Genomic DNA, 23,775 nt, shown 5'->3' with positions numbered 1-23,775 from the left:
GGGCTCAGAGCAGGTGGGCCGCCTTGAGGGCGAGGTGGACCAGCAGGCGGTCCTCGCCGTCGGCGAGGTTCCTGCCGGTGAGCCGCTCCGCCTTGGCGAGCCGGTAGTAGAGCGTCTGGCGGTGCACGCCGAGCGCACCGGCGGTCTCCTGGACGTGACCGGCGCGGTCGAGGTAACTCTCCACGGTCCTGGCCAGCTCCGGGTCCTCGGCCAGCCCGGCGACCTCCTCCGCGAGCTCCCGCAGCCCCGCCGGTGACATGCGGGCGAGCAGCCGGTAGACGCCCAGTCCCGGCCAGGTGGCGACGGGCGCGAGCGCGGGCACCCGTCCGGCGACGCCGAGCGCGTGCACGGCCTCCCGCCAGCTTCGCCAGGCCTGCGCGGGCTCGTCCCTGGGTGCGCCGACGCCCACCACCGTTCCGTACATGCCCTGGATCCGGTCGGCCAGCTCCCCCGCCTGGCCCGCTGGGGCCAGGAGGGCGACCAGCGGCTCGCCCCGTACGGGAAACGCGGGGTCGGCGAGCACGGCGCGCGGGAGTGTCCAGAGGGCGGCGACCCGGTCCGGGGAGACGCGGGCGGCGATCGCCGCCACCGGGCCGCGCACGTCGTCCAGCCGTGCCAGTGCCCGGGAGCGTTCCTCTGCGTCGGAGGAGAACAGCTCCCGCAGGTTCGCGCCCAGGTCCTGACGGCTGCGGGCCTCCTGGGCGAGGGCGGTGGCGGCCCTGGAGACCAGGTCGCCGACCGAGGCGAGGGCCTCGTCGCCGAGTGTGCCGTCGTCGAGGAGCCACAGGTAGCCGTAGGTCACCTCGTGGTGCCGCAACGGCACGCACACCCGCGCGAGGACCCCCAGGTCGGCGTCGGCGGGGATGCGGACGGGGCCGCGTGCCCCGGCGATGCCGTACCCCTCGAAGTAGGCGCGCACCTGGTCCGTCGCGCGGCGTCGCAGAATGGACTCCTGGCGCACCACGTCGATGTCGCCGCTCTGCGCGGCGTAGGCCAGGAGCTGGAAGGCCCGGTCCTCCAGGGTGGCCGAGGCGCCGAGCCTGGTGGCGATCTCGTCTACCGTCTCCTGCAACACCCCACCATTGTCATACATGTGTATGAAAGCCCCGCCCGTCGATCGTGGCAGATGCACATGATGGCCGGTCGAGCGGAGGTTTTAGGCTGGAAACATGTTCGGTTCTCTCCTTCTCGGCGTATCCCGGTCGCCGCTGGTACGGCGCGCGGTCTCCGGCGTGCCGCTGACCCGCAAGGTCGTCGATCGTTTCGTCGCGGGCGAGACGCCTCAGGAGGCGGTCGAGGCGATCCGCGGGCTCGCCGCCTCCGGACTCGCCGTCACCGTCGACCACCTTGGCGAGGAGACGAGAGACTCCGCCGCCGCCGCCCAGACGGCCGGCGCGTACGTCATGCTGCTCGGCGCGCTGAGCGGGCTGGGGCTCGGTGACCGGGCCGAGGTGTCGGTGAAGCTCTCCGCGGTCGGCCAGGCGCTCGGCGCCGACGGCGACAAGATCGCCCTGGAGAACGCGCGGCGGATCTGCGAGGCGGCCGGTGACTGCGGGGCGAACGTCACCCTCGACATGGAGGACCACACCACGGTCGACTCCACGCTGGAGACCCTGCGGGCCCTGCGCCTGGACTTTCCCTCCACCGGGGTCGCCGTGCAGTCCTACCTTTTCCGCACCGAGGCCGACTGCCGCGACCTCGCGCACGAGGGGTCGCGGGTGCGCCTGGTCAAGGGCGCCTACGCCGAGCCCGCCTCGGTGGCGCACCAGAGCAGGAACGAGGTCGACAAGGCCTACGTGCGCTGCCTGCGGATCCTCATGTCGGGTGCGGGCTACCCGATGGTGGCGACGCACGACGACCGGCTGATCTCGATCACCGAGACGCTCGCCGACCGGTTCTCCAGGTCCCGCGGCGACTACGAGTACCAGATGCTCTACGGGATCAGGGCCGACAAGCAGCTCGCCCTCGCGGGAGCGGGTCACACCGTGCGTGTCTACATCCCGTACGGAGACGACTGGTACGGCTACTTCATGCGCCGCCTGGCCGAGCGTCCGGCGAACATCGCCTTCTTCCTTCGTGCCCTTGGAGGCAACTAATGGATGCCATCTCCACCGTTCCCGCCCCGGTCAACGAGCCGGTACTCGGCTACGCGCCCGGCAGCGCCGAGCGTACGGCGCTGGAGAACCGCGTCAAGGAGCTCGCCGGCGCCCAGCTGGACCTGACGATGACGATCGGCGGCGAGCAGCGGATGGGCGGCGGCGCCCCGATCGACGTGGTCCAGCCGCACAACCACGCCTCCGTGCTGGGCCGCATGGCGGACGCGAACGCCGACGACGTGCGCGCGGCGATCGACGCCTCGCTCGCGGCGGCGCCCGCGTGGCGCGCCCTGCCGTTCGACGAGCGGGCCGCGATCTTCCTGCGGGCCGCCGACCTGCTGGCCGGTCCCTACCGGCAGACGCTGAACGGCGCGACGATCCTGGGCCAGTCCAAGTCCGCGCAGCAGGCGGAGATCGACGCGGCCTGCGAGCTGATCGACTTCCTGCGCTTCAACGTGGACTTCGCGCGGCGGCTCCTCGGCGACCAGCCGGTCTCCTCGCCCGGCGTGTGGAACCGGATGGAGTACCGGCCGCTGGAGGGCTTCGTCCTGGCGATCACGCCGTTCAACTTCACCGCCATCGCCGCGAACCTGCCGTCGGCTCCCGCCCTGATGGGCAACGTCGTCGTCTGGAAGCCCTCCCCCACCCAGCAGTTCGCCGCGCACTTCACCATGCGCCTGCTTGAGGAGGCGGGGCTCCCGCCGGGCGTCATCAACATGGTGACCGGAAACGGCACGGCCGTCTCCGAGGTCGCGACGACCCACCCCGAGCTGGCGGCCATCCACTTCACCGGCTCCACGCCCACCTTCCAGCACCTGTGGTCCACGGTCGGCGCGAACATCGCCTCCTACCGGTCCTATCCGCGCCTGGTCGGCGAGACGGGCGGCAAGGACTTCGTGCTCGCCCATCCCTCGGCCGACCCCGCTGCGCTCACCACGGCGCTGATCCGCGGCGCGTTCGAGTACCAGGGGCAGAAGTGCTCGGCCGCCTCCCGCGCGTACGTGCCGCGCTCGGTCTGGTCGGTGATCCGCGACGAACTCGTGGGCACCGCCGAGTCGCTCACCGTCGGCGACGTGGCCGCGGACCTGTCGACCTTCATGGGCGCGGTCATCGACGAGCGGGCGTTCGCCAAGCACAGGGCCGCGATCGACCGGGCCCGCTCACTCGACTCGATCAACGTGCTGACCGGGTCGTACGACGACTCGACCGGCTATTTCGTGAGGCCGACCATCCTGGAGTCGGCCGACCCCACCGACGAGATCTTCGTCAAGGAGTACTTCGGGCCGATCCTCGGCGTGCACGTCTACGACGACGCGGACTTCGACGCGGTCCTGGACCAGATGGAGGGCGTCTCCCCGTACGCGCTGACCGGTTCGATCATGGCCCAGGACCGCTACGCGATCGCCTCGGCGTCGGAGCGGCTGCGCTTCGCGGCGGGCAACCTCTACATCAACGACAAGCCGACCGGCGCGGTCGTCGGCCAGCAGCCCTTCGGCGGGGGCCGGGCGTCGGGTACGAACGACAAGGCCGGGTCGATCCTCAACCTGACCCGCTGGGTGAGCGCCAGGACCGTCAAGGAGACCTTCGTCCCGCCGACCGACCACCGCTACCCGCACCAGGGCTGACCTTCCCCGGACGGCCGGCAGGAGCCTGACCGGACGACGGCAGAGGACGGCGGTGCCGGGACTCGGATTCACGGTCCCGGCACCGCCGTCCTCTGTCTGTCGGCTTCGACGTGAGGCCGATGGGTAAGGAAGTTTCGGGAGGCGGGGGGAAGGTGCCTTCGGATACGGCCGATCCTGCGATCCCTCGGTAGAGCGGATGATCGTGTCGCAGGGATGTAAGAGATGGAAGGGGCCGCGAAGGTGAGTGAGCGCGTGTCGGCGGTAGCGTGGCGGTGAAGCCCTCCCCCGGCCCCGAGCGGATGCTGGTGGAGTTGCTACGGGCCAGTCACCTGGCGGCTCTGGAGCAGATTCCGGGCCTGGTCGCAGAGCACGCCGTGTCCGCGGGCCTGGCCGAGGTGCTGATCTACCTGGCGGATCTGCAGTGCAACGTGCTGCGTCTGTTGACCGGTGAGGGCGCGAGCACGGAGGTCGGCGAGTTGCGCATCGACGCGACCCTGGCCGGGCGGGCCTTCCAGGAGGTGCGGGTCCTGGTCGGCGTCGGCGAGGACACCGACAGGGACACCAACGAGGACACCGACGGGGCGCAGCGGTGGTGGGTGCCGCTCCTGAACGGCGTCGAACGCATGGGAGTGCTGCGCATCGACGTCGAGACCGGCGCCGACGCGCAGATCCAGGACAACATGCGGGACCTGGCATCGCTGGTGGCGCTGTTACTGGTCGACAAGCGCCCCTACAGTGACTCCTACGCCCGGCTGGTGCGTACCCGGCCGATGCACGTGGCCGCGGAGATGCAGTGGACGTTGATGCCGCCGCTGACCTTCGCCGATCAGCGGGTGACCATCGCCGCGGTGCTGGAGCCGGCCTACGAGGTCGGCGGGGACGCCTTCGACTACGCGCTGGCCGGCGAGGTGGCGTATCTGGGGATCTTCGACTCGATGGGGCACGATGTCACGGCGGGGCTGAGTGCCAACCTGGCGGTGGCCGCCTGCCGTAACAGCCGCCGTCAGGGCACCGGCCTGGCGGCGACCAGCGAGGCCGTCGAGCAGGTCCTGATCACCGAGTTCGGGCAGGCCACCCGTTTCGTCACCGCGATCCTGGGTGATCTGAACACCCGAACCGGGGTGTTGTCCTGGATCAACCGGGGTCATCATCCGCCGGTGGTGATCCGCGGCGGCCGCTGGGTCGCCACGTTGGAATGCCCTCCGGCCACCCCGATGGGCCTGAACCTGGGCACGGAGATCGCGATGTGCCGTAAACAGTTGGAGCCCGGAGACCGGGTGGTGTTCTACAGCGACGGCATCGTCGAGGCTCGCAACGCCGCCGGCGAGGAGTTCGGCCTCGACCGGTTCGTCGACTTCATCATCCGCCGCACCGCCGACGGCCTGCCTGTGCCCGAGACGCTGCGCCGCCTGATCCGCGGCGTGCTGGAGTACCACACCGATCGCCTGCAGGACGACGCCACGGTATTGCTGGTGGAATGGCACGGCGACGCCCACGAGCGGCTGCACCTGTAAAAAGGAGAGCTCTCCCCCGCCGTCGGACCCCCGCTACCCGCACATGGGTCGATGTCGCGCGGCCCGGTCGGCATCGGCTCGATCTCAAGAAGCGCGACTGTCTTCGAACAGGCCGCGAAAGCGGTGACGCCTGGGTCTCGCATCCGAAACCCAGGCGTCACTCGTTTCGGGCTACGGCGGGGGCATCTCCCCCACCGCGGTGAGCCGCCCGTGTCCGGCCCGTACTCGGCCGCAGGACGTGACTACACCGGGCAGGCGAGCGTGCTGGTGGCGCAGCAGCCGATGCTGATGAAGTGCTCCGTCCGCGGCTCGCGGCCGCCGACCAGCTCGTCCAAACTGATCTCCCCGGCGGGGTGGACCAGGTCGGCGGTACGGGCCTGCGGGTTCTTCCACTGACGGATCAGCTCGTTGTCGGACATCACATGTCTCCTTCGTCGAGATTCTTTGTGCGTGGGACACGGGGGGCCGGTCCGGCACGAGGACCGGGCCGGCCGCCCTTGGTGACCGCTGTGGCCGTGTCCGATGGTCCGTCGCGGACCACGTGGCAGAGGTCCGCGGTGCGGCGCTCGGTCACGACCTCGGGTCGGTTCCGGGCCTCCTAGCAGATGTCCCCGGTGCAGCACTTGTGCGAGATCACCGGAGGCCAGGTCTCCTGTGGCATGCCACCGACGACGCGCGCGAGGTGCTCGTCAAGGTCGATCTCGCCTGCGGGATGGACCAGGTCGGCGGTACGGGCCTGCGGGTTCTTCCACTGACGGATCAGCTCGTCGCCGAACATCTCACGCCTCCTTCGCGCACGCGGCCGCAGGTCAGCAGTAGTAGCCGGTGGCGCAGCAGCCCCAGGAGGCGAGCCCCTCGGTGGCGGGCTCGCGGCCGCCGACCAGCTCGTCCAGACTGATCTCCCCGGCGGGGTGGACCAGGTCTGCGGAGCGGGCCTGCGGGTTCTTCCACTGACGGATCAGCTCGTTGTCGGACATCTCATAACTCCTTGGTATAGGCCGCAGGGATCAGCAGAAGATGCCGGTGGGGCAGCAGCCATAGGAGATGGCGTACTCGGTCCGCGGCTCGCGGCCACCGACCACGCGGGCGTCGTCCAGGGCGATCTCCCCGGCCGGGTGGACCAGGTCGGCGGAGCGGGCCTGCGGGTTCTTCCACTGACGGATCAGCTCGTTCTCGGACATGACGTACTCTCCTTCTGGATTGAGATTTCGTGGTTCGGAATCGGTCCATGGGGCGCGCCGGCGGGACCCGGCGCGCCTCACGCGTTCAGTGCCCCGGCTCGCTGCCGGGGCGCCGCGTCGTGCGCGAACAGCTCCTGATAGGTCCCCTCTCGTGCGATGAGGTCCTCGTGCGTGCCCCGCTCGACGATGCGACCGCGGTCGAGCACGAGGATCTTGTGGGCGTCGCGGATCGCGCTCAGCCGATGCGAGATGACGATCCGCGTGACCTCGAGCCGGGACAGCGCCGCGTCGACGCGGCGTTCTGTCTCGGGGTCGAGGTGGCTGGTGGCCTCGTCCAGGATGAGCAGACGAGGCTTGTGGACGAGGGCGCGGGCCAGGGCGACCCGCTGGCGCTGCCCGGCCGACAGCGCGGCACCGGCCTCTCCGACGAGGGTGCCGTACCCCATGGGCATGGCCTCCACGTCGTCGTGCAGTCCGGCGATGCGGGCGGCGCGCACCACCTCCTCCTCGGTGGCGTCCTCTCTGCCGAGGGTGAGGTTGTCCATGATCGTGCCGTTGAAGAGGTTGAGGTCCTGCAGCACGGCCCCGCAGCGGGAGCGCAGGTCGTGGACGTCGAGTTCGTCCAGTTCGTGTCCGTCGTGGCGCACCGTACCGGCGGTGGGGCGCAGCAGGCCGAGGACCAGCAGGGCGATGGTGCTCTTGCCGGAGCCGGTGCGGCCGACGATGCCGAGCTTGGCGCCGGGCGGGACGGTGAAGGTGAGGTCCTTGAGCACCGGCGGGGCGTCCGCCTGATAGTGGAAGACCAGCTCCTCGACCTCGATGCCGCTGGCGGTGTTCTCGGGAAGACGCACGGGGCCGGTGGCCTCCTCGTCCGCGTCGACGATGTCGTAGACCCGCTCGATCTGGCTGCGCAGCATCGGGTAGCTCTGGCCCGCGCTGGCCAGCCCCTGGAGGGGGGCGAGCACGGCGAGGGCGACGGTGCTGGCGGCGAGCGCGGTGCCGATCGTCATGCCGCCGTTCAGTACGAGCGCGAGCCCGGTCAGCAGCAGGAGCAGCGGGGCGGCGACGGTGAGTGCCTGGTGGAAGGCCTCCAGGCCGGCGGTGATCCGGCCGCGGACGACCAGGGCGCCGCGATACGTCTCGAACAGCCGCACCCAGTGCTGCTCCGCCCGTCCCTCGACGCCGTTCGCCTTGACCGGGACCACGGCCTCCAGGGTCTCGGTGAGGTAGCTCTGCTCCTCGGCCTTGGCCGACAGCTCCCGCTGGTAGACGGCCGCGACCCGCGGGGAGACCCGTAACACCAGCAGCACGTGGGCGGCGCCCAGGGTGAGGACGACGGGCACGTAGCCGGGGGCGAGGACGGCCAGGCCGATCAGGTAGCCCACCAGGAGCGCGGCGTCCAGCACGAGTATCAGCAGCCGTTGCGTGACGGTCTCTCGCGTGGTGGAGACGCTGCCGAGCCTGGCGAGCAGGTCTCCCCTGCGGCGCTGGATGAAGAACGACAGCGGCAGCCGCAGCATGTGGCGGATGAGCTGTCGTCCCAGCGTCGCCTCGGCGCGGACGCGCAGGGTGAGCACCGCCATCTCCCGCAGCAGGGTCGTCAGACCGGCCAGGACGGTGGTGCCGAGCACCACCCCGGCGAAGAGCGGCAGGATGTCCGTCCGCTGGTCGGGGGCGAAGGTGTCGACGACCTGCTGGGTGGCGAGCGGCAGCACCAGGGCCAGCAGTTTCAGCACGGTCGCGCAGGCCAGCACGGCGGCGAGCAGGCTCCGGCTTCCCGGCATCGCCACGAAGTCCCGCAGGTAGCGGAGCATCAGCCACTCCCGCATGGGAGTGCGCCGCCGGACGAACTCGGGGCCGGGCGAGAGGTGGATCAGCACGCCGCCGAAGCGCCGGTCGAAGTCCTTCCTGCTCTGCCACTGGCGTCCGCCGCCCGGGTCGGCCAGGCGGACGCGCCGCGCGCCGACCTGTTCCACGACGACGAAGTGGTGGTCGGCGAGGTAGGCGATGGCCGGCCGGTCGATGGGACCAAGGCTCTTCATCCGCTCGGTCCGCGCGTGCAGGCCCATGCGGGGGGCGGCGGCGATCAGGTGGGCGGCGGACACGCCGTCGCGTCCGATACCGAGCATCTCCCGGCATTCGGCGACCCGGGTGTCCCTCCCGTGGAAGCTGGCGATCATGGCCAGGCAGGCCGCGGCGCATTCGGTGGAGGTGAGCTGGTGTCGCAGCGGGACCCTGCTCATCGGCGCTCACCTCCGATGGGCGCGTCGAGCAGAAGCACGGACGGGACGTGTTCGGGCCGGGCGAGCCTGAGCAGGCCGTACCCGATTCCGGCCAGCCCGTTCATCAGGCCGGGGGTGGGGGCGGCGCCGGGCGCGCCCCAGCGGGGGCCGCGCCGGGCCAGGTCGTCGAGGAGGTGGGCCGTGCGTGCCGTCAGCAGCTCGGCCGCCTCCGGCCGGTGGCGCAGCTGGATGAGCAGTTCGAGGTTGCCCAGCTCGCCGTGGCAGAGGCTGTGGTTGGCCATCGGCCCGCGCTCCAGTTCGGCGGCGAGCGCGCGGTCGAGGTCCCGGTCGAGGTGCTCGGACGCCGGGCCGCCGACACGCGACAGGCCGATGCCGGGTGCTCCGTGGCACCAGGCGTGGAGCATGTCGTCGCCGCCCTGTCCCTGCCGGTAGTCGGGCCAGCCCCGCAGGTCCGGCCTGTAGTGCTCGCTCTCGTAGGCGAAGGCGGCCAGGGCGGTGTCACGGGCACGCGGGTCGCCGCCCGCCTCGGCGTAGCGGTGCAGCGCCCAGCCGATGCCGCCCGCGCCGTGGGAGAAGCCGGTCAGCGGCTTGTCGTCGCTCATGGGCGTGTGCCAGGCCACTCCGGCTCCGACGGGGGCCGCGGTGTCCAGCAGGCGTTCGGCGCACGCCTCCGCGGTGCGCCAGGCCGCGGGTGACCCGGTGGCCCGGTGGATCGCGAGCATCGTGGCCAGGGTGCCCGCGGCGCCGACGATGACGTCCAGTGCCTCGTCCTGGGCGGCCGCCTTCGCGCACAGCTCCACCAGGTCCTCGACCGGCCGCGCCAGCCCCGTGTCGTCCAGCAGAGCGGCCAGGTGGATCAGGGTGTACGCGACTCCGCCGAGGCCGGTGAAGGCGCCCATGACGCCTTCCTCCGGTGGGTCCTCGGCCAGCCCCGCGAGAGGGAGGGCCGCGCGTCGCGCCAGGTCGGCGTACCGTTCCTCACCGGTGACGGCGGCGCACTGCGCCAAGAACAGTGCCACGCCGGTGTAGCCGCCGTACAGGTCCCAGCTCAGCGGCCGCGGCATCCAGTACTTCTCCTCGACCAGCTCCAGCCCGAGCCAGTTGACGCGACCGCCGGGTTCCGAGGCACAGGTGTGGCGGTCGACGAGGTCGGCGACGTCCCGGGCGGCGGCGATCAGCCGGGCCTCGTCCGGCCTGTCGGCGGAGACGGAGACGGGGGCGGAGACGGAGGGCGTCGTGCCGACGGCGAGGGCGGCGAGCCCGGAGCGGTCCCGGGTGACCATGGCAGCCCGGATGACCCATTCCTGGCGGGCGCGATCGACACGGCCCATGCCGAGAACCTTGCGGACGGCTCGGCTCAGGCTGGCCTCGGGCAGGATGTCCGGGATGCGAACGCCTCCCGAGGTCCACAGGTCGCGGCTGCCCGGCCTGGTGGTGAAGATCGGGATGTCGCCTGCCCAGAGGTCCTCCGCCTCATGGGCGATCAGCCGCTCGCGGGTGCGGTCGCCGCGGGTGATCGCCCACAGGTGGTCCAGCACGCGGTCACGGTCGAGGCCGTGGCGGAGCACGTCCGGGTGGGTGGACTCCATCATCAGCTTGGCGTACGTGCGGGTCGCCCGCGGGACGACGCGAACCTCGTCGTCGGAGAACGTGGTCATCAGCCGGACCAGTGCGGGGGCGTCGGCCACGATGGCCTCGTAGCCGCGGCCGAACCCGGCCAGCAGCTCGTCGAGGTGGTCGGCGGGGTCGGCCGCGTCCTCGCCCAGGCGCGGGCGGTTGCGCACGCCGGGAAAGACCAGGTGTTCGCGGACCAGCCGCATCTCGTCGGTGCCCTGTCCGGTCCAGGTCGGCGTCTTCATCGGCAGCATGACGTCCTTGTCGCCGCCCATGCCGGACAGGTCGATCACGCCGTTCTCGCCCACCATCAGCTCGGGCAGCAGACCGCTGCGGCTCACCGACGACTCCAGGGCGAGCGCCGCGGGGTCCCCCATGAGGCGCTCGATCCCCGCCCCGGGCACCAGCGGGTGCAGCAGGGCCTCCAGGTCGACCAGCACGGGCTGGTCGCCGCAGGCGATCAGGTTCTCGCAGTGGAAATCGGCGCCGTCGAGAGCGTGCAGCATCGCGAGCAGCGCTCCGAGCCGGTGGTAGTAACGGGCGACCTCCCGGCGGTCCTGGCACGGCAGGTGGGGTGCGAACTCCACCCAGCCGTACGGGCCGCGGTCCAGCACGGCCAGGCGGATGAGGTCCAAGCCCGCGACGCGCTCGTTGAGCCAGGCCAGGGCGTCGTTGAAGTGCCGGTGAACGGCCTGCGGGCGCGGCTTGTAGACCACCTGCGCACCCGTTTCGAAGGTCAGGACACTCACCGCGCGGCCGCCCTGGTGGGTGTCGCCGCCGCCCTCGACCGCCGTCAGCGGGCCGGGATCGACGCCGCCCAGCAGCGTCCGCACGATGTCGGGACGGTCCTCGGTGTAGCGGGCGAGCATCTCGCCCCGGCAGGCCGCGAACCGGTCGGCCGTCTGGGCGAGGAGCCTGGCCAGCACCGGGTACTCCTCGCACAGCGCGGCGAGCGCCTCGGGATGACGCCCGAACCATCGGACGAAGTCCGCGAACCGCTCCTCGGGCGTCGCCCCCTCAAGCCGCCGCGAGACGCGCATGACGTTGAGCTCCAAAACCAGCGTCCGCGACGCGAGCGCCGCGAGCCGCTGCCGGAGCTCGACGCCCCAGGCCGCGAGCAGGGCGTCCGCCCGAACGGCGGGGCCGCACGCGTTCAGCGCGTCGCCCAGGCGCCGCAGCGCGTCCTTGGCGAACGGCGTCATGATCGCCGCGAATCCCTCGTCGGCGGGTATCCCGTCCGCGCGGGCGACGGACTCGGCAGGCGCCGCGGCGATCGCCTCCTCGGCCTGTACGGCCCAGTCCGGGCGGGCGACACGACCGGCCAGCACGGCGGGCTCCTCGTCCAGCAGCGAGGCCAGCTCGTCGACGGTGAGCCCGGCCGCGGCCAGCCGCCGGTCGAACTGTCCGCTCTCCAGCAGCCCGTGAGCGTTCCGCCACTCCCGCAGCCGCCAGCGCGCGGTCTCGCCGGCCGACTCCGGCGACCGGCCGACAGGGATGTCTCCGCCGGTCCGGTCCAGCCGCTCGGCCAGCGTCAGTCCGCCGGCCCACCATGCCGCGCCGAGCTCGGGCGCCGCCCCCAGGGTGATTCCGTCTCCGCTCATAGCTGGCACTCTGCCGATGCGCGGCGTCGGCCACATGCGGGAGCCGCCCCCATATTCGCGCGGGCCCGCCGGGGGGTGATGGGGGCATCGGTCACATCAGGTGGGGCGCATCGGCATTCGCGCGAGCTCGGACCGGGGCGCTTGAGAGGACGTCAGGTGGAGCGGCGGCGTTCGCGCGCGCACCGGGGCCGCCCGAGGAGGCGTCAGGTGGGGCGCAGCAACTCGGCCGCGTGCTCGTACACGGCGGCCCGGTCGGGCAGGCCCGTTTTCTGCAGCAGGCTCGCGACGTGCTTCTCCACGGTGCGCGGCGAGATGAACAGCCGCTTGCCGATGTCGATGTTGCCACGCCGCTCGGCGAGCAGGGTGAGCACCTGATACTCCCGCACGCTGACGCCCTGGGCGCGCAGCCCGCTCGGCACCTGTTCCCGTCCGGTGCGGCGCTGCGCCACGGCCGCGCCGGCCCCGCGCAGCATCGCCCGGCAGGCCCCGGTGACCGCGGGGATGCCCGCCTGGTGGAAGTACTCCTCGGCGGTGCGCAGCCAGACCAGCGGCTCGCCCCAGCCGTCCGCCAGGGCGGCCTCGGCGACCAGCCGGAGCCCCAGGTGGTGGGCGAGGGGAAAGGGCCGGGCGGCCTCGGCGGCCCTGCCGAACGCGGCGAGCGCCCCCTCGGGGTCGCCCTGGCGGCCCGACAGCACGGACCGGGCCAGGTGGAGGAAGGTACGGTTCCAGGCCAGTTCGGCGGCCGAGGTGCTCTCCGCGGCGTCGCATTCGGTGGCGCCCGCCCGGTCGGCGAGTACGTCCATGAGCACGCAGAGTCCGTACCTGCCGGTGAGGTAGTAGATGGTGGGGTTGTCGTCCTCCCACTCCCGGGCCCTGATCAGCATCTCGCCGCAGAGGTCGCGGTCCTCCTCCAGCAGCGCGCACATCGCCTGGCACAGGCCGTAGACCACCGGCATGTGCAGGCTGCTCTCACCGCCCCACTCGCGGAACCGCTCCAGCACGCCCTCCATTTCCGCGCGTTTGGCCTGGTGGGCCGCGAGCGTGGCCTGGGCGAGCAGGAGGTACTGGGTGTAGGCGGTGTGGCCGAGCCGGATGGTGGACTCGACGCACGGGACGGCGAGCCCGTGGGCCTCACCGTACTCGCCGCGCAGCACGCCCGTCATGACCAGGGACGCCTGGGTGGAGTGGACCAGGCTGATCGCGCCCGCCTGTGCCGCCGCCCTGCCGACCTCCTCCAGCGGCTCCCGCTCGCCGGTGCGCAGGGCGTGGTTCACGGCCAGGCGCAACATCGCCCGCAGCTTCCACAGCTTCAGGCCGTGGGCGTCGGCGATGGACACCACCCGCGTCAGGCACCGGTCGGGCTCGTCGAACCCACGGGCCCTGGAGAACATCGCCATCCGCTCCCACGCCTGGCAGGCCACCTCGGGGAGCGGGACGCGTTCGGCGACCTCCACGGCTCGCCGTACGAGGGCCTCGGCCGCGGCCATCCGCTGCGGGCTCTGCTGGAGGACCCCGTGGTCGGGGACGATGAGCTGGGCCTCGATCACGTCGACGGCCGCCGTACGGGCCTCGTCCGGGTTGATCTGGAGGAGCCTGCGGAGCGCCGTGACGTGCGCCAGTCCGTCGGCGGTCCCGCCGATCTCGGCGGCGACCCAGGCCAGCTTGGTGCGCAGGTCCATCTCGTGCGGGATGGTCATCGCCAGGTCGCCGCTGATCGGGAGGTCCTTGGCGAGGGCGAAGGCTCGGTCGGCCTGCCCGCTCTCGGTCAGCGCGTGCAACAACCCCTGCAGGACGCGCGCCCGCAGGTCGGCGGGGGCGGATCCGAGCAGGGCGTAGGCGCGTTCGAGCAGCGTGACGGCGAGGTCGGCGGCACCGTCGTCCAGCAGGCGGCGGCCGGCGTCGGCGAGCAGGTCGGCCGCGCCCAGGGGGTCCCCGGCGGTCAGGCGCAGGGTGGCCGCGATCTGGCACCACTCGCCGGGCAGCCCGGGGTACAGCCGCTCCAGCGCGTCGGCGGCGCGGCGCGCGATCGACACCCGCTCGGCCGGGATGAGCGAGGAGCGCAGAGCCTCGGCCATCAGCGCGTGGCGGAAGGCGTACCAGTCGCCGGCGGAGTCGTCCGGCGTGATGAGCCGCGCCCCCGTACCCGCGCGCAGGAACTCCATCACCTCGCGGTCGGCCAGGCCGGTGGCCTCCTGGATCATCGGGATCGGGAAGCGGGAGCCGAAGACCGCCGCCATGTGCAGCGACTCCCGGGCGGAGGAGCTCAGCTGGGCGGCGCGCAGCATGATGCTGCGCACCAGCGTGGTCGGCACGTCGATCGCGGGGTCGCCGTTCAGCCGCCACCGCCGCCCGTCGCGCTCCAGGGCGCCGACGTTCACCATGGCGGCGAGCAGTTCCTCGACGACGAACGGGACGCCCGCCGTATCACGTTCCAGCCGGGTGAGAAGCTGTCGAGGCAGGTCGTCGGGCGAGGCCTCCAGGCAGGCGGCGGTGAGCCGGGCGAGTTGCTCCGGCGGCAGGGGCGCGAGCTCGACGAGGGTCGCGGTCCGCCGCTGGGCGCAGGCCTCGGCGACGGACCGTGCCGGCCCCGCGTGGCTGCGCAGGTTGGCCAGCAGGAAGGCGGGAACCCCGGCGAGGTTGTCGGCCAGGTACTCGACGACGGCGAGTGTGTCGGCGTCCGCGTCGTGCAGGTCCTCCAGGACGAGCAGGCAGCCACCGTCTCGCCCGATGACGGCGAGCAGCCGCAGGACCGCCTCCGCCAGCACCATCACCGACTCCAGATGGTCGGTGCCCCCCGCCCGGCGCCATTCCGGGACCAGCTTGGTGAGCGCCGGCAGATAGGGCGCCAGGGCCGGATCGTCCGGCGGCTCCTTGGTCCTGGTGTAGGAGAGCAGCGCCTCGCACAGCGGTTTGAACGGGATGTCCGCGCTGATGCCCCCGCCCCGTCCCCGCAACGCGATCATCCCTGTGTCGAACGCTTGGTACGCGCATTCCGCGGAAAGGCGGGACTTGCCTATTCCAGGATCGCCGAGCAGGAAAACCGCACCACCCCGGCCGTCTCGCGCGGCGGCGAGGCGCCGGTCGAGTTGCTCGATTTCCCTTTCGCGTCCGACCAGAATGGGGGAGGTATATGACATGACGACAGGTTAACTGCCGCCATGTCACTAAAAATGCCTTTTAGCGAGCACTCAGCGAGACGGGAACGACGGTGTCGTCCCCGCTCATGGCCATCACCGCGTGCGCCGCGGTGTCCGGTGAGCCGAACGCGATCGTCGTCCCCGCCGTCAGGCCGGCCAGCACGAGCGCACGGGTCACCGGGGACACACCGGCCAGCCTGATCATGATCGATCCGGCCGGCGTGCCCAGCCGCTCCTGCCACGACGCGGCCGGCTCCTCGGCGGTCGAACGGTTCTCGGCGTCCTTCTCAAGGTCCATGGATCTCTCCTTCATCAGTGGGCCGCAACAGCAGCACCGACGGTGTCATCTCGGGAAGAGCCAGCCTGAGCAGACCGTGGCCGATACCGGCCAGGCCGTCCAGCAGGCCAGGGGTCGACGCATGGCGGGGAGTACCGCACCGCGCTCCGTAGGTGTCCAGCGAGGCCAGCAGCCTGCCGGCGTGGCGGTGCAGTGACCGCTGTGCCACGGGGTCGCCTCGCCGGGCGAGGGCGCTCAGCGTCTCCAGACGCCCCGCCTCACCGTGGCACAGGCCGTGTCCCCCCAACGGGACGTCGGAGATCGGGAACGCCACCGAATCGCCGGGGAGGGCGGTGTCGGACAGGGCCAGGCGCACTCCCGCCCGGCCGTGGCACCAGGTGCCCCCCTCCGCCGCCCGCGCGGCGGCGTGGACGAGCAGACGAGCGCCGTCCACGCTCTGCCCCTGCCTGGCGAGCGCCCACCCCACGCCCGCGGCGCCGAAGGCGAAACCCGGTGGCAGATCCGCCGCCGAGGGCGCCGCGGCCGCCAGGCGTTCCGCGCACCCGGCCGCCACGCGGCCGGCCGCGGCCGTCCCCGTGCTGCGCCGGACGGCGAGCATCGCGGCCAGGCACCCGGCCAGGCCGTCGTGGACGTCCAGCGGCGACTCGTCGACGACCGCCGCGCCGGCCGCCTCCACCGCGGGCTCCACCCAGCTCGCCACCTCGGCGTCGCCGAGCAAGACCCCGAGCTGTGACAGGCCGTACGCGATGCCGCCGAGACCGCCGAATCCCCCGCAGCCCACGGCTCGCAGCAGAGCCTCGTTCCCGGCGATCCGCTCCAGCAGCCGCGGCAGAGGCCGAACCGCCATCCAGGCGAAGTCCATGTAGCGGGAGATTCCGGTGGCTCGACTCGCCTGTGCCAGGAACAGCGCGACGCCGAGGTACCCGCTGGACAACCCGGCGCCCAACGGCATGATCGTCCACCGGCCGTCCTCCACCGGCTCCAGGCCCAGCCAGTTGACGGTACGACCTTCGCGGTGCGCGGTCGCGCACAGGCGGTCCGCGATGCCCCGCGCGGCGGCCACGAGCGCCGCGCGATGGGGCACCGTGGCCGGCAACGGCGTCTCGGACGGCTCGCCGGGATCATGCCGCCCGCCCGCGACCCGGGTCGCCATCGACGCCTCGATGATCCATTCCTGGTTCTCCCGGTCGGCGGCGCCCAGCCGGGCCAGCTTGGCGGCCACGACGTCCAGCCCGCTCTCTCGCGAACACCACGGCAGCGCCCTGCCCCCGCCATCGCGAATCTCCCGCTCGCCGGGAGACGTGCTGAAGTACGGGATGTCCCCCGCCCACAGGTCGGCCCGCTCGAACGGCACCGCCGCCGACCGCGCGGGGTCGCCGACCGACACGGCGTCCAGCAGGTCGAACACCTCGTCCCTGTCGGCGTCGGACCGCATCACGTCCGGATGCGTCGACTCGATCAGCAGCTCGCCGTAGAAGCGGGTGGGCCGGAGCAGCACGCGGACCTCGGCCTGGCCGAACCTCGCCAGCGGCCCGCGCAGCAATTCGTCGCGTCCCGCCGCGACGGCGTCGTAGGCACGCCGGAAACCGGCCAGCAGATTCGGCAGGTGGTCGGCGGGGTCGGCGTCCACCCCGTTCAGCGTGGGACGATTGACCGCTCCGGCGAAACGGGTGACACCGCGCACCAGCCGCATCGTGTCCGTCCCCTCCTCCTCCCACCGGGCGGACAGGAACGGGTACACCCCGCCCTTGTCCCCGCCCAGGCCGGAGACGTCCAGCGCGCCCTGCTCGCCGACCATCACCTTCGGCAGCAGCGCGGTGCGCTGGACGGAGTCCCGCAGGGCGTGCAGCGCCGGGTCGGCGGACGCCTCCGCGGGCAGCGCCGCGTGGAACAGTGTCTCGACGTCGACCAGCACCGGCCGGTCCGCGCAGGCGACGAGGTTCTCGTAGTGCACGTCGATGGCGTTCAACGCGTACAGCAGGGCGAGCAGCGCACCGGCGCGCGTGTAGAACCGCTCCACCTCGGCCGCGTCCGCGCACGGCTCGGCCGGCACGAACTCGATCCAGCCGTAGCCCTCCCGCCGCACCGCGCGCGGAACGCGCAGGCCCAGACCGGGGACCCGTTCGTTGAGCCAGTCGAGCACCTCGGCGAAGTGCAGGTACGCCTGGACCGGCCGCGGCCGGTAGACGACCTTCGCGCCCCCGGCCAGGGTCACCACCGTGACGGCGCGCCCTCCGAGATGACTGTCGCCCGCGGCGGAGAACTCCACCGGGCTTCCGGGATCACTCCCCAGCAGTTCCCTCAGGCGCTCGCGATCCGCCGCGAAGCGCGTCAGAAGTTCCAGCCCCGCCTCCACCGCCTGGTCGGCGGCCTGGCGCAGCAGTCGGGCGAGGACGGGATACTCCTCAAGCAGTTCGGCGAGTCCTTTTTCGCCGCTCACCCGGCCCACGAAATCGGCGAACCGCTCGGCCGGCGTGTCTCCGGACAGCTCTCCCCTCACCCGCCGCGCGTTCAACTCGAACACCAGGACCCGTGAGGCGACCCGCGTGAGCCGGGCCGTCAGATCCTTCGCGAACCGTTCCCCGACCGAGGCGCCCCAGACCCCGCCCTCCAGTCGTGTCGTGCCGGCGGCCAGCCGCTCCACCGCCCGCCGGACGAACGGGCGCACCGCGTCCGACAGAGTCGCCTCCCGCCCTGCCGGAACACCGGACATGTCCGTAACGGCCTCCGGCGCGCCTGCTCCGGCGACGGGACGCTCCACATCGGGAGCCGCGAGGCGAGCCGCGTCGGAAGCGGTGGCCCGAACGGAGGGACGTGCCGCCGTCCGGGCTCGGGGCGGCACGGCGACGAACGGGCTCGCAGGGTTCACAGCCGTCAAGTATGACGACCACCCCGAACCGCGATATGGGGGCAATGCCCCCATATTTCCGGCGAGCCCTCCTTCGTCGTCTCCCCACCGGGGACTCCGCCCGGTCGACCATCGCTACCGCGCACGGGCCGACGTCCCGCGGTCCGGTTGTCAGCGACCCGATCTCAAGAAGGTCACCCAGGCTCGGAACGGCACGGCGACGAACGGGCTCGCAGGGTTCCGGGCTCATGGGCATCTCACCGGTCGAAGTTGCGGCATTTCCATAGCCGACTATAAGATAGCCGACTATGGAAATAGTCGATGTACTGGCGATCTGCGGGAGCAGCCGGGAGGGATCACACAACCGGGCTCTCCTCCACGTCGCGCAACGGTTGGCGGAGGCCCCGCTGCGGGTGGAGGTGTGGGACGACCATGCCCGGATTCCCCGCCTGGACGCCACTCGCGGGCGCCCCTTCCCTCAGGTCGTCAGCGCGCTACGCGAGCGCGTGGCGGCGGCCGATGCGCTGCTGCTGGTGACGCCGGAGCTGAGCCGCGGCATCCCCGGGCAGATGAAGGATCTCGTCGACTGGCTTTCGATCCTCGCGCCCCCACGCCCACTGGCGGGCAAACCGGTGGCGCTGATGAGCGCGTCACCCAACCGGTTCGGCGGGGTCTTCGCCCAGTTGCAGCTCGGCGACATGCTGCGGCGGGTCGGTGCAGAAGTGCTCTCCGACTTCGATGTGGCGGTCGGCTTCGCCCACCGTCACATCGACGCCGACGGATCCTTGACCGAAGAAGAGGCGCGACACGACATCATCCGGCTGTGGCGGCGCGTCCTCGCCCGCGTCGCGGATGACCGATCGACGGTGCCGGCGTGACCGCCGGACGGCAGATCGCGGCCACACATGGGCCGATCGGTTATGCCCTCGCCGAGGTCACCAGGGCGCACCGCGCCGAGATGCAGCGCCGGATGGCCGAGCTCGGCCTGCACCTGGGCCAGGAGCTTCTCATCGTCGACCTTCACCACAACCCCGAGACCACCCAGGCGGAACTGGTCCAGCGCATCGGCATGGAACAGCCAACCATCGCCAAGGCGATCACCCGCATGGAGCGGGCCGGGTTCGTCGAGCGTGCCCCGGACCCCGGCGATCGCCGGGTGACCCGGCTGCGGCTGACCGAACGCGGCGAGGCCGTGGTCGACGCCGTCGTGGCAGCGTGGGCGCAGGTGGAAAGCCGTGCCGGCGCCGGGCTCGACGAGGCCGACGCCGCGCGTCTCATCCGGCTACTGCACGCCGTCCGCGACAACCTCACCTGATCACCCATAGGAGAAACCCGTGGAACTCGGACTCGCAGGAAAAGTCGTTCTGGTGACCGGCGCGAGCACCGCCATCGGCAGGGCCACCGCGCTGGCCTTCGCCGAGGAGAAGGCACACGTCGCCGTCGGTTACCACACCAACCGGCAGGCCGCGGAGGAGACCGTCGCCATGGCCGAACAGCGCGGAGCCCAGGCGATCGCCTGGCGACTCGACCTCGGCCGCCCCGACTCCCTGGAGGCGGCGGTCGAGGACGCCCGCGCCCGGCTCGGGCCGGTCGACGTCCTGGTCAACAACGCCGTCCGCTGGCCGGACTGGCCCGAGCCCGGCGAGCTGTTCGAGACCGCGCCGCCCGAGCGGTTCGCCACGTCGGTGACCGCGAACCTGGTCGGCCCCTACCTGCTCGCCCGCGCCGTGCTGGCCGACATGCGAGCGAACGGATGGGGCCGCATCGTCAACGTCTCCACAGGACTGGTCGAGGACGGCTTTCCCGGCAACGTCTCCTATGTGGCCGCCAAGGCAGGGCTGCACGGCCTGACCCGGGTGATGTCCAGGGAACTCGCCTCCGCCGGCATCCTCACCAACGTCGTCATGCCAGGCTTCACCCCCGCGGGCAAACCCATGCCGCGACACCTGCTCGACAAGGCGAGCGAGGCCGCCGCGACCAAGCGCGTCAGCCACCCCGACGACGCCGCACGCATGATCGTCTACCTGTGCTCGACCGCCAACACCAACACCACCGGCGAGGCCATCAGGACCGACGGCCACTTCCTCACCCCAGGCTGACCCTTCGGTACCCGGCGTTGCAACCACACGAAAGATGGCCCGGATTTTGGCCAGCATTCCAGCCAAAGAGATACCATGGACTCCATGGAGATCATCCCGATCAGCGAAGCGAAGGACCGGCTGACCGAGTTGGCCGACCGGGCCGCTCGCGAGCACGATCACTTCACGCTCACCCGGAACGGACGACCCCATGCCGTCATCGTGTCCGTGGCCGAGTGGGAGTCCCTGCAGGAGACACTGGAGATCCTCGCCGACCCTGAAATGCGGGCCGACCTGGTCGAGGCCGCTGCCGCCGAGGCACGCGGCGACCTGACCACCGAGGAGGAGATGGCCGCCGTCATGGCCGCCCGCCTTGGCAAGGCGAGCGCGTGAGCGACCGATACACCGTCCTGCTGGATCCGCCTGCCCGCCGTGCACTCGCCTCGGGCCTGCCCGAAACCGTGGCGTCCGCAGCCTGGGAATTGATCACCGGCGCCATCGCACGCGAGCCCTGGCGTGCCGGCAAACCCCTCCAAGAGCCGTACGAAGGGCTGCATGTCGCCCGACGTGGAACGTATCGCGTGGTCTACCGCATCGACGAGGACAAGCGCACCGTGACGATCCAGACGATCAAACACCGCCGAGACGCCTACCGCCCATAAAGGCGAGCGACCGCCGCCGGTACCGGTGTGACCGCCGGACGGCAGATCGCGGTCGGACACGTCGGCGCCGCGAGCATGTGCACGACTTCGCCGCCCCAACGGTGATGCCCGGGTCTCCGATCGGAGACCCGGGCATCACCGTTCCGAGCCGCCTGTCATCGGAACCGGGGCCGTCACCTCGTGACGGACGGCTCCGGTTCCACGGCGCGGCCATTCGGGTCAGGGCCGCGTGGCGGCCGCGCCCGTTTCCTGCTCGCTCAGGGAGTGGGGGTCGGGGTCGGGGTTCCCTCCGTCACGGTGGGGGTCGGCTCTGGAGTGGGGGCGGGCGGCGGCTCCTCCGTGGGCGGCGGGGTCTCGGTGGGAGGCAGCGGAGACTCCGTAGGCGGGAACGGGGTCTCCGTGGGAGGCAGGGGGGTTTCCGCGGGCGGTGGCACCGTGGGGGTCGCGACCGGCGGCGTGGGGCAGATGGCGGGCTCGCGCCACCGGCTGCCCGGCCGCCACTCGTTGACGGACCACCAGCCACCACCCCGCCAGAACCTCTTGTGGGGCCGCGTCAGGCCGAAGACGTAGGCGGCCGTCGCCGTCTCGCCCGAGGTCGTCGCGGTCACCGAGACCCAGTCGCCCTGCCTGAGCGCGTTGTCCCGCCGTCCCGAGAGGGACCTGGTGGTGTCGGCGATCGTGTACACCCGCTCGAAGCCGTCCTGGCTCTTGACGGTGATCGAGTCTTCTGCCAGAGCGGTCGCCTCGCCGGTCTGGGCGAACACCGTGAAGCCGCAGCCGTCCTTCGCCGGCAGGACGAACTCGCCGTGCAGCGTGCCGGGGAACGCCACCGGGGGTACCCGGTGCGGCGTCGTGGCGGTGGGGGTCGGTGTCGGCGTCGGTGTCTCGGTCGAGGGCGGGGGAATCGGTGTCGGGCTCAGCGTGGGTGTCTCGCTCACCGTCACGCTGGGGGTCGGCGCCGGTGATTCCGTCGGTGCGGGCGGCGGCGATGCCGCTGACGCCGGGGAGGCCCCGACGCCGCCCGATGCCACCAGCACGACGGCGGTGGCGATGACCATCGGGCGGGGAATGCGCCGTGGTGGTCCGCCCGGTCCGCTCGACGACACCGCGTCGGGCCTGTCGGGATTTGTTAGCGTCACCTTGTCCTCCATCTGGTTTGATCCGGAACCAGCGGGGGCGTCGAAGTCGAAGGGGTGCTCTCACGCCCGCCGCCGAGACCGAGGACCACCGCCCGGTCGTGGTCCTCCGTCGAGGGGCGCGGGGAAGACTTCCCGCTTCCGGAGCAGCCATGCAGACAAAACAGGCGACGAGCCGACGGCACCGAAACTTTCGCCAGCTCACCGCCACATTTCGCGATTTAGAACAAATCTCCCTCAGGGCCTATGAACACGCCTCGGGTCTCTCGCGTGCACTTCCCCGATCATCGCGAAGTGCGTGAACCGAGACGCGCCTCGGCGAGGACGGTTCAGGAGTAGGCGGCGACCATGCCGACGACGAGACCGGCGAGTGAGACGAGCGTGAGGACGCAGCCGAGAACCACCGCGGCGCGCCTGCCGCGACGCACCTTGAGAACGTAGAGGAACACGTACGGCAGGAAGCCCAGCACACCGACCCCGAGAAACGGCATGGTCAGCGCGGCGAGGACGCCCGAGGTGCCGGTCCGGACGGCGCGGTCGCCCTCGGGGGTGAGCTGGGCGCGTCTGACGTCTCCCGCGGTGGAGTCGGGTGAGGCGTCGACCGGGATCGCGTCTCCGCCGCCGTCGGGCGCGAAGCTGCCCTCGCAGTCGTAACGACCCCGGCCCAGTTCCTCGCACGAGATGACCGTGAGCGTGCCGGGGACGCCGATGGAGCCCGTCGCGAGCCTGAGGTCGGGCACCGCGAACACGAAGGGCAGCACACCCAGGCCCGCCCAGAGGATCAGCAGGATGGTCATGCCGATCTTCCCCGGCGTTCTTCCTGGACCGGGGGTCGGAACCGGCTGGAAGACGTTCGCCACGTCCTCGAAGGCGTTACTCATGGAGGCAGGATGAGGCACGCCACTTGTGAACCACCTGTTGGCGACTTGAGATCGATCCTCACGATGACGCGCTTGGGGCACTCACATCCCGCGAGGGCCTCAGGAGATGCCCTTGGCCGTCCTGGCCTCGGCCTCGGCGGCGTCCAGCTTCGCGGCCTCCTCGGGAGTGGGCGCGGTGCCGCCGAGGTGGCGTGGCTGCCACCAGACGCCCTGCGGGATCTCCGGGTAGCTCCGCTGCGCCTTGTCAAGCATCTCCGACATGCGTTCGCGCAGGTCAGCGGTGATCTTGTCGTAGTCGTCGCCGCGCTGGGGATGCATGGGCTCACCGACCCGGATCGTGATCGGCACGTGCCGCTGGAGCAGTTTCCTGGGGTGGCCCTTGGTCCACAGCCGCTGGGTGCCCCACAGGGAGACCGGGATCATCGGCACCTTGGCGGCGACGGCCATCCGGACCGCGCCGTTCTTGATCTCCTTGACCGTGAAGGACCTGCTGATCGTGGCCTCGGCGAACACGCCGACGACCTCGCCGCCCCTGAGCGCCTTCAGCGCCGCGCCGAACGCGGCGGCCCCGGCCGCGCGGTCGACCGGGATGTGGTGCATGCCGCGCATCAGCGGCCCCGAGATCCGGTGGTCGAAGACCTCCTTCTTCGCCATGAAACGCACCAGGCGCCCGGCGGGCCGCGCGGCCAGGCCGGCGAAGATGAAGTCGAGATAGCTGATGTGATTGCTGACCAGCACGGCTCCGCCGGTCTTCGGGATGCGGTCGGCCCCCTCAATGCTGATCTTGAGGTCCAGCGCGCGGAACAAGGTCAACGCCGCCCCGATGACCGGGGGGTACACGATCTCAGCCATGGCTGAACC

General features: G+C 71.7%; 21 protein-coding genes. 8 read left to right on the top strand and 13 right to left on the bottom strand.

The genetic code is table 11. From position 1 onward, the window contains the following. Positions 1-4: 4 nt before the first annotated feature. A complete protein-coding gene (locus ACIBH4_RS17230; RefSeq protein ID WP_362766591.1) occupies positions 5-1,075 on the bottom strand; it encodes a helix-turn-helix domain-containing protein in 1,071 nt (356 codons plus the stop codon). A gap of 94 nt (positions 1,076-1,169) precedes the next feature. On the opposite strand from ACIBH4_RS17230, the gene ACIBH4_RS17225 reads away from it, so the two are divergent. The 3 genes from ACIBH4_RS17225 to ACIBH4_RS17215 all read left to right on the top strand — a co-directional run bounded on the left by ACIBH4_RS17225 (position 1,170) and on the right by ACIBH4_RS17215 (position 5,235). Further along, entirely contained in the window at positions 1,170-2,096 is a 927-nt protein-coding gene (locus tag ACIBH4_RS17225) for a proline dehydrogenase family protein (protein ID WP_362766593.1), read from the top strand. Further along, a complete protein-coding gene (gene pruA, locus ACIBH4_RS17220; RefSeq protein WP_362766596.1) occupies positions 2,096-3,721 on the top strand; it encodes an L-glutamate gamma-semialdehyde dehydrogenase in 1,626 nt (541 codons plus the stop codon). The genes ACIBH4_RS17225 and pruA overlap by 1 nt, the downstream gene beginning before the upstream one ends. 299 nt (positions 3,722-4,020) lie before the next feature. Further along, the gene (locus tag ACIBH4_RS17215; RefSeq protein WP_399172381.1) at positions 4,021-5,235 is read left to right on the top strand and encodes a PP2C family protein-serine/threonine phosphatase; all 1,215 of its coding nucleotides are present in this window, start codon (positions 4,021-4,023) and stop codon (positions 5,233-5,235) included. 242 nt (positions 5,236-5,477) lie between these two features. Here ACIBH4_RS17215 and ACIBH4_RS17210 read toward each other — a convergent pair whose 3' ends face one another. From ACIBH4_RS17210 to lanM, 9 genes are all read right to left on the bottom strand, one after another. Beyond that, complete coding sequence (locus tag ACIBH4_RS17210) at positions 5,478-5,654, bottom strand: hypothetical protein (RefSeq protein WP_329090927.1); 177 nt, start codon at positions 5,652-5,654, stop codon at positions 5,478-5,480. Positions 5,655-5,833: 179 nt separating this feature from the next. Continuing rightward, complete coding sequence (locus tag ACIBH4_RS17205) at positions 5,834-6,013, bottom strand: hypothetical protein (RefSeq protein ID WP_362506475.1); 180 nt, start codon at positions 6,011-6,013, stop codon at positions 5,834-5,836. A gap of 31 nt (positions 6,014-6,044) precedes the next feature. Then, positions 6,045-6,212 (bottom strand): hypothetical protein, encoded by a 168-nt coding sequence (locus tag ACIBH4_RS17200; protein ID WP_362506478.1) that lies wholly within the window; start codon positions 6,210-6,212, stop codon positions 6,045-6,047. A gap of 30 nt (positions 6,213-6,242) precedes the next feature. After that, positions 6,243-6,416, bottom strand: a complete 174-nt coding sequence (locus ACIBH4_RS17195) for a hypothetical protein (protein ID WP_362506481.1) — start codon at positions 6,414-6,416, stop codon at positions 6,243-6,245. A gap of 77 nt (positions 6,417-6,493) precedes the next feature. Then, entirely contained in the window at positions 6,494-8,659 is a 2,166-nt protein-coding gene (locus tag ACIBH4_RS17190) for a peptidase domain-containing ABC transporter (protein ID WP_362506484.1), read from the bottom strand. Further along, positions 8,656-11,874 carry a type 2 lanthipeptide synthetase LanM family protein gene (locus ACIBH4_RS17185; protein WP_362766602.1) on the bottom strand — a complete coding sequence of 1,073 codons (3,219 nt, stop codon included), beginning with the start codon at positions 11,872-11,874 and terminating at the stop codon, positions 8,656-8,658. Before ACIBH4_RS17185 ends, ACIBH4_RS17190 begins: the two co-directional genes overlap by 4 nt. Before the next feature lie 203 nt (positions 11,875-12,077). Further along, entirely contained in the window at positions 12,078-15,011 is a 2,934-nt protein-coding gene (locus tag ACIBH4_RS17180) for an AAA family ATPase (RefSeq protein ID WP_362766604.1), read from the bottom strand. Positions 15,012-15,051: 40 nt separating this feature from the next. Next, positions 15,052-15,309 (bottom strand): hypothetical protein, encoded by a 258-nt coding sequence (locus ACIBH4_RS17175; RefSeq protein WP_362506493.1) that lies wholly within the window; start codon positions 15,307-15,309, stop codon positions 15,052-15,054. Beyond that, positions 15,299-18,022 (bottom strand): type 2 lanthipeptide synthetase LanM, encoded by a 2,724-nt coding sequence (lanM, locus tag ACIBH4_RS17170; protein ID WP_362506496.1) that lies wholly within the window; start codon positions 18,020-18,022, stop codon positions 15,299-15,301. Before lanM ends, ACIBH4_RS17175 begins: the two co-directional genes overlap by 11 nt. A gap of 443 nt (positions 18,023-18,465) precedes the next feature. Here lanM and ACIBH4_RS17165 point away from each other — a divergent pair, with 443 nt between their 5' ends. The 5 genes from ACIBH4_RS17165 (at position 18,466) to ACIBH4_RS17145 (ending at position 20,897) form a co-directional block, all read left to right on the top strand. Next, positions 18,466-19,035: an NAD(P)H-dependent oxidoreductase gene (locus ACIBH4_RS17165; protein ID WP_362506499.1), complete on the top strand. Its 570-nt coding sequence runs from the start codon at positions 18,466-18,468 to the stop codon at positions 19,033-19,035. Next, on the top strand, positions 19,032-19,472 hold the full coding sequence (locus tag ACIBH4_RS17160; protein WP_362506502.1) for a MarR family transcriptional regulator: 441 nt from the start codon (positions 19,032-19,034) through the stop codon (positions 19,470-19,472). The genes ACIBH4_RS17165 and ACIBH4_RS17160 overlap by 4 nt, the downstream gene beginning before the upstream one ends. A 19-nt stretch (positions 19,473-19,491) precedes the next feature. Then, positions 19,492-20,256, top strand: coding sequence for an SDR family NAD(P)-dependent oxidoreductase (locus ACIBH4_RS17155; protein WP_362506505.1), 765 nt, complete (start codon positions 19,492-19,494; stop codon positions 20,254-20,256). Between the two features lie 84 nt (positions 20,257-20,340). Next, entirely contained in the window at positions 20,341-20,628 is a 288-nt protein-coding gene (locus ACIBH4_RS17150; RefSeq protein ID WP_362506508.1) for a type II toxin-antitoxin system Phd/YefM family antitoxin, read from the top strand. Continuing rightward, positions 20,625-20,897, top strand: a complete 273-nt coding sequence (locus ACIBH4_RS17145) for a type II toxin-antitoxin system RelE/ParE family toxin (RefSeq protein ID WP_362506511.1) — start codon at positions 20,625-20,627, stop codon at positions 20,895-20,897. The genes ACIBH4_RS17150 and ACIBH4_RS17145 overlap by 4 nt, the downstream gene beginning before the upstream one ends. A gap of 257 nt (positions 20,898-21,154) precedes the next feature. Here the strand turns inward: ACIBH4_RS17145 and ACIBH4_RS17140 are convergent, their stop codons facing one another. The 3 genes from ACIBH4_RS17140 to ACIBH4_RS17130 form a co-directional block, all read right to left on the bottom strand. Beyond that, positions 21,155-22,036, bottom strand: coding sequence for a hypothetical protein (locus tag ACIBH4_RS17140; protein WP_362506514.1), 882 nt, complete (start codon positions 22,034-22,036; stop codon positions 21,155-21,157). 326 nt (positions 22,037-22,362) lie between these two features. Continuing rightward, positions 22,363-22,914 carry a hypothetical protein gene (locus ACIBH4_RS17135; RefSeq protein ID WP_362506517.1) on the bottom strand — a complete coding sequence of 184 codons (552 nt, stop codon included), beginning with the start codon at positions 22,912-22,914 and terminating at the stop codon, positions 22,363-22,365. Between the two features lie 99 nt (positions 22,915-23,013). Next, positions 23,014-23,766, bottom strand: coding sequence for a lysophospholipid acyltransferase family protein (locus tag ACIBH4_RS17130; protein ID WP_362506520.1), 753 nt, complete (start codon positions 23,764-23,766; stop codon positions 23,014-23,016). Positions 23,767-23,775: the final 9 nt, after the last annotated feature.

The organism is Streptosporangium sp. NPDC050284 (genome assembly GCF_044459525.1).
Taxonomy (GTDB): Bacteria; Actinomycetota; Actinomycetes; order Streptosporangiales; family Streptosporangiaceae; genus Streptosporangium.
Note: the sequence above shows the minus strand (reverse complement) of the source record. Positions and strands in the feature narration are given on the sequence as shown.

Bases quoted from the DNA above. Each gene is read 5' to 3' on its own strand.
- ACIBH4_RS17225 (WP_362766593.1), top strand. From the start codon at position 1,170: ATGTTCGGTTCTCTCCTTCTCGGCGTATCCCGGTCGCCGCTGGTACGG.
- pruA (WP_362766596.1), top strand. From the start codon at position 2,096: ATGGATGCCATCTCCACCGTTCCCGCCCCGGTCAACGAGCCGGTACTC.
- ACIBH4_RS17215 (WP_399172381.1), top strand. From the start codon at position 4,021: ATGCTGGTGGAGTTGCTACGGGCCAGTCACCTGGCGGCTCTGGAGCAG.
- ACIBH4_RS17210 (WP_329090927.1), bottom strand. From the start codon at position 5,654: ATGTCCGACAACGAGCTGATCCGTCAGTGGAAGAACCCGCAGGCCCGT.
- ACIBH4_RS17205 (WP_362506475.1), bottom strand. From the start codon at position 6,013: ATGTTCGGCGACGAGCTGATCCGTCAGTGGAAGAACCCGCAGGCCCGT.
- ACIBH4_RS17200 (WP_362506478.1), bottom strand. From the start codon at position 6,212: ATGTCCGACAACGAGCTGATCCGTCAGTGGAAGAACCCGCAGGCCCGC.
- ACIBH4_RS17195 (WP_362506481.1), bottom strand. From the start codon at position 6,416: ATGTCCGAGAACGAGCTGATCCGTCAGTGGAAGAACCCGCAGGCCCGC.
- ACIBH4_RS17190 (WP_362506484.1), bottom strand. From the start codon at position 8,659: ATGAGCAGGGTCCCGCTGCGACACCAGCTCACCTCCACCGAATGCGCC.
- ACIBH4_RS17185 (WP_362766602.1), bottom strand. From the start codon at position 11,874: ATGAGCGGAGACGGAATCACCCTGGGGGCGGCGCCCGAGCTCGGCGCG.
- ACIBH4_RS17180 (WP_362766604.1), bottom strand. From the start codon at position 15,011: ATGTCATATACCTCCCCCATTCTGGTCGGACGCGAAAGGGAAATCGAG.
- ACIBH4_RS17175 (WP_362506493.1), bottom strand. From the start codon at position 15,309: ATGGACCTTGAGAAGGACGCCGAGAACCGTTCGACCGCCGAGGAGCCG.
- lanM (WP_362506496.1), bottom strand. From the start codon at position 18,022: ATGTCCGGTGTTCCGGCAGGGCGGGAGGCGACTCTGTCGGACGCGGTG.
- ACIBH4_RS17165 (WP_362506499.1), top strand. From the start codon at position 18,466: ATGGAAATAGTCGATGTACTGGCGATCTGCGGGAGCAGCCGGGAGGGA.
- ACIBH4_RS17150 (WP_362506508.1), top strand. From the start codon at position 20,341: ATGGAGATCATCCCGATCAGCGAAGCGAAGGACCGGCTGACCGAGTTG.
- ACIBH4_RS17135 (WP_362506517.1), bottom strand. From the start codon at position 22,914: ATGAGTAACGCCTTCGAGGACGTGGCGAACGTCTTCCAGCCGGTTCCG.
- ACIBH4_RS17130 (WP_362506520.1), bottom strand. From the start codon at position 23,766: ATGGCTGAGATCGTGTACCCCCCGGTCATCGGGGCGGCGTTGACCTTG.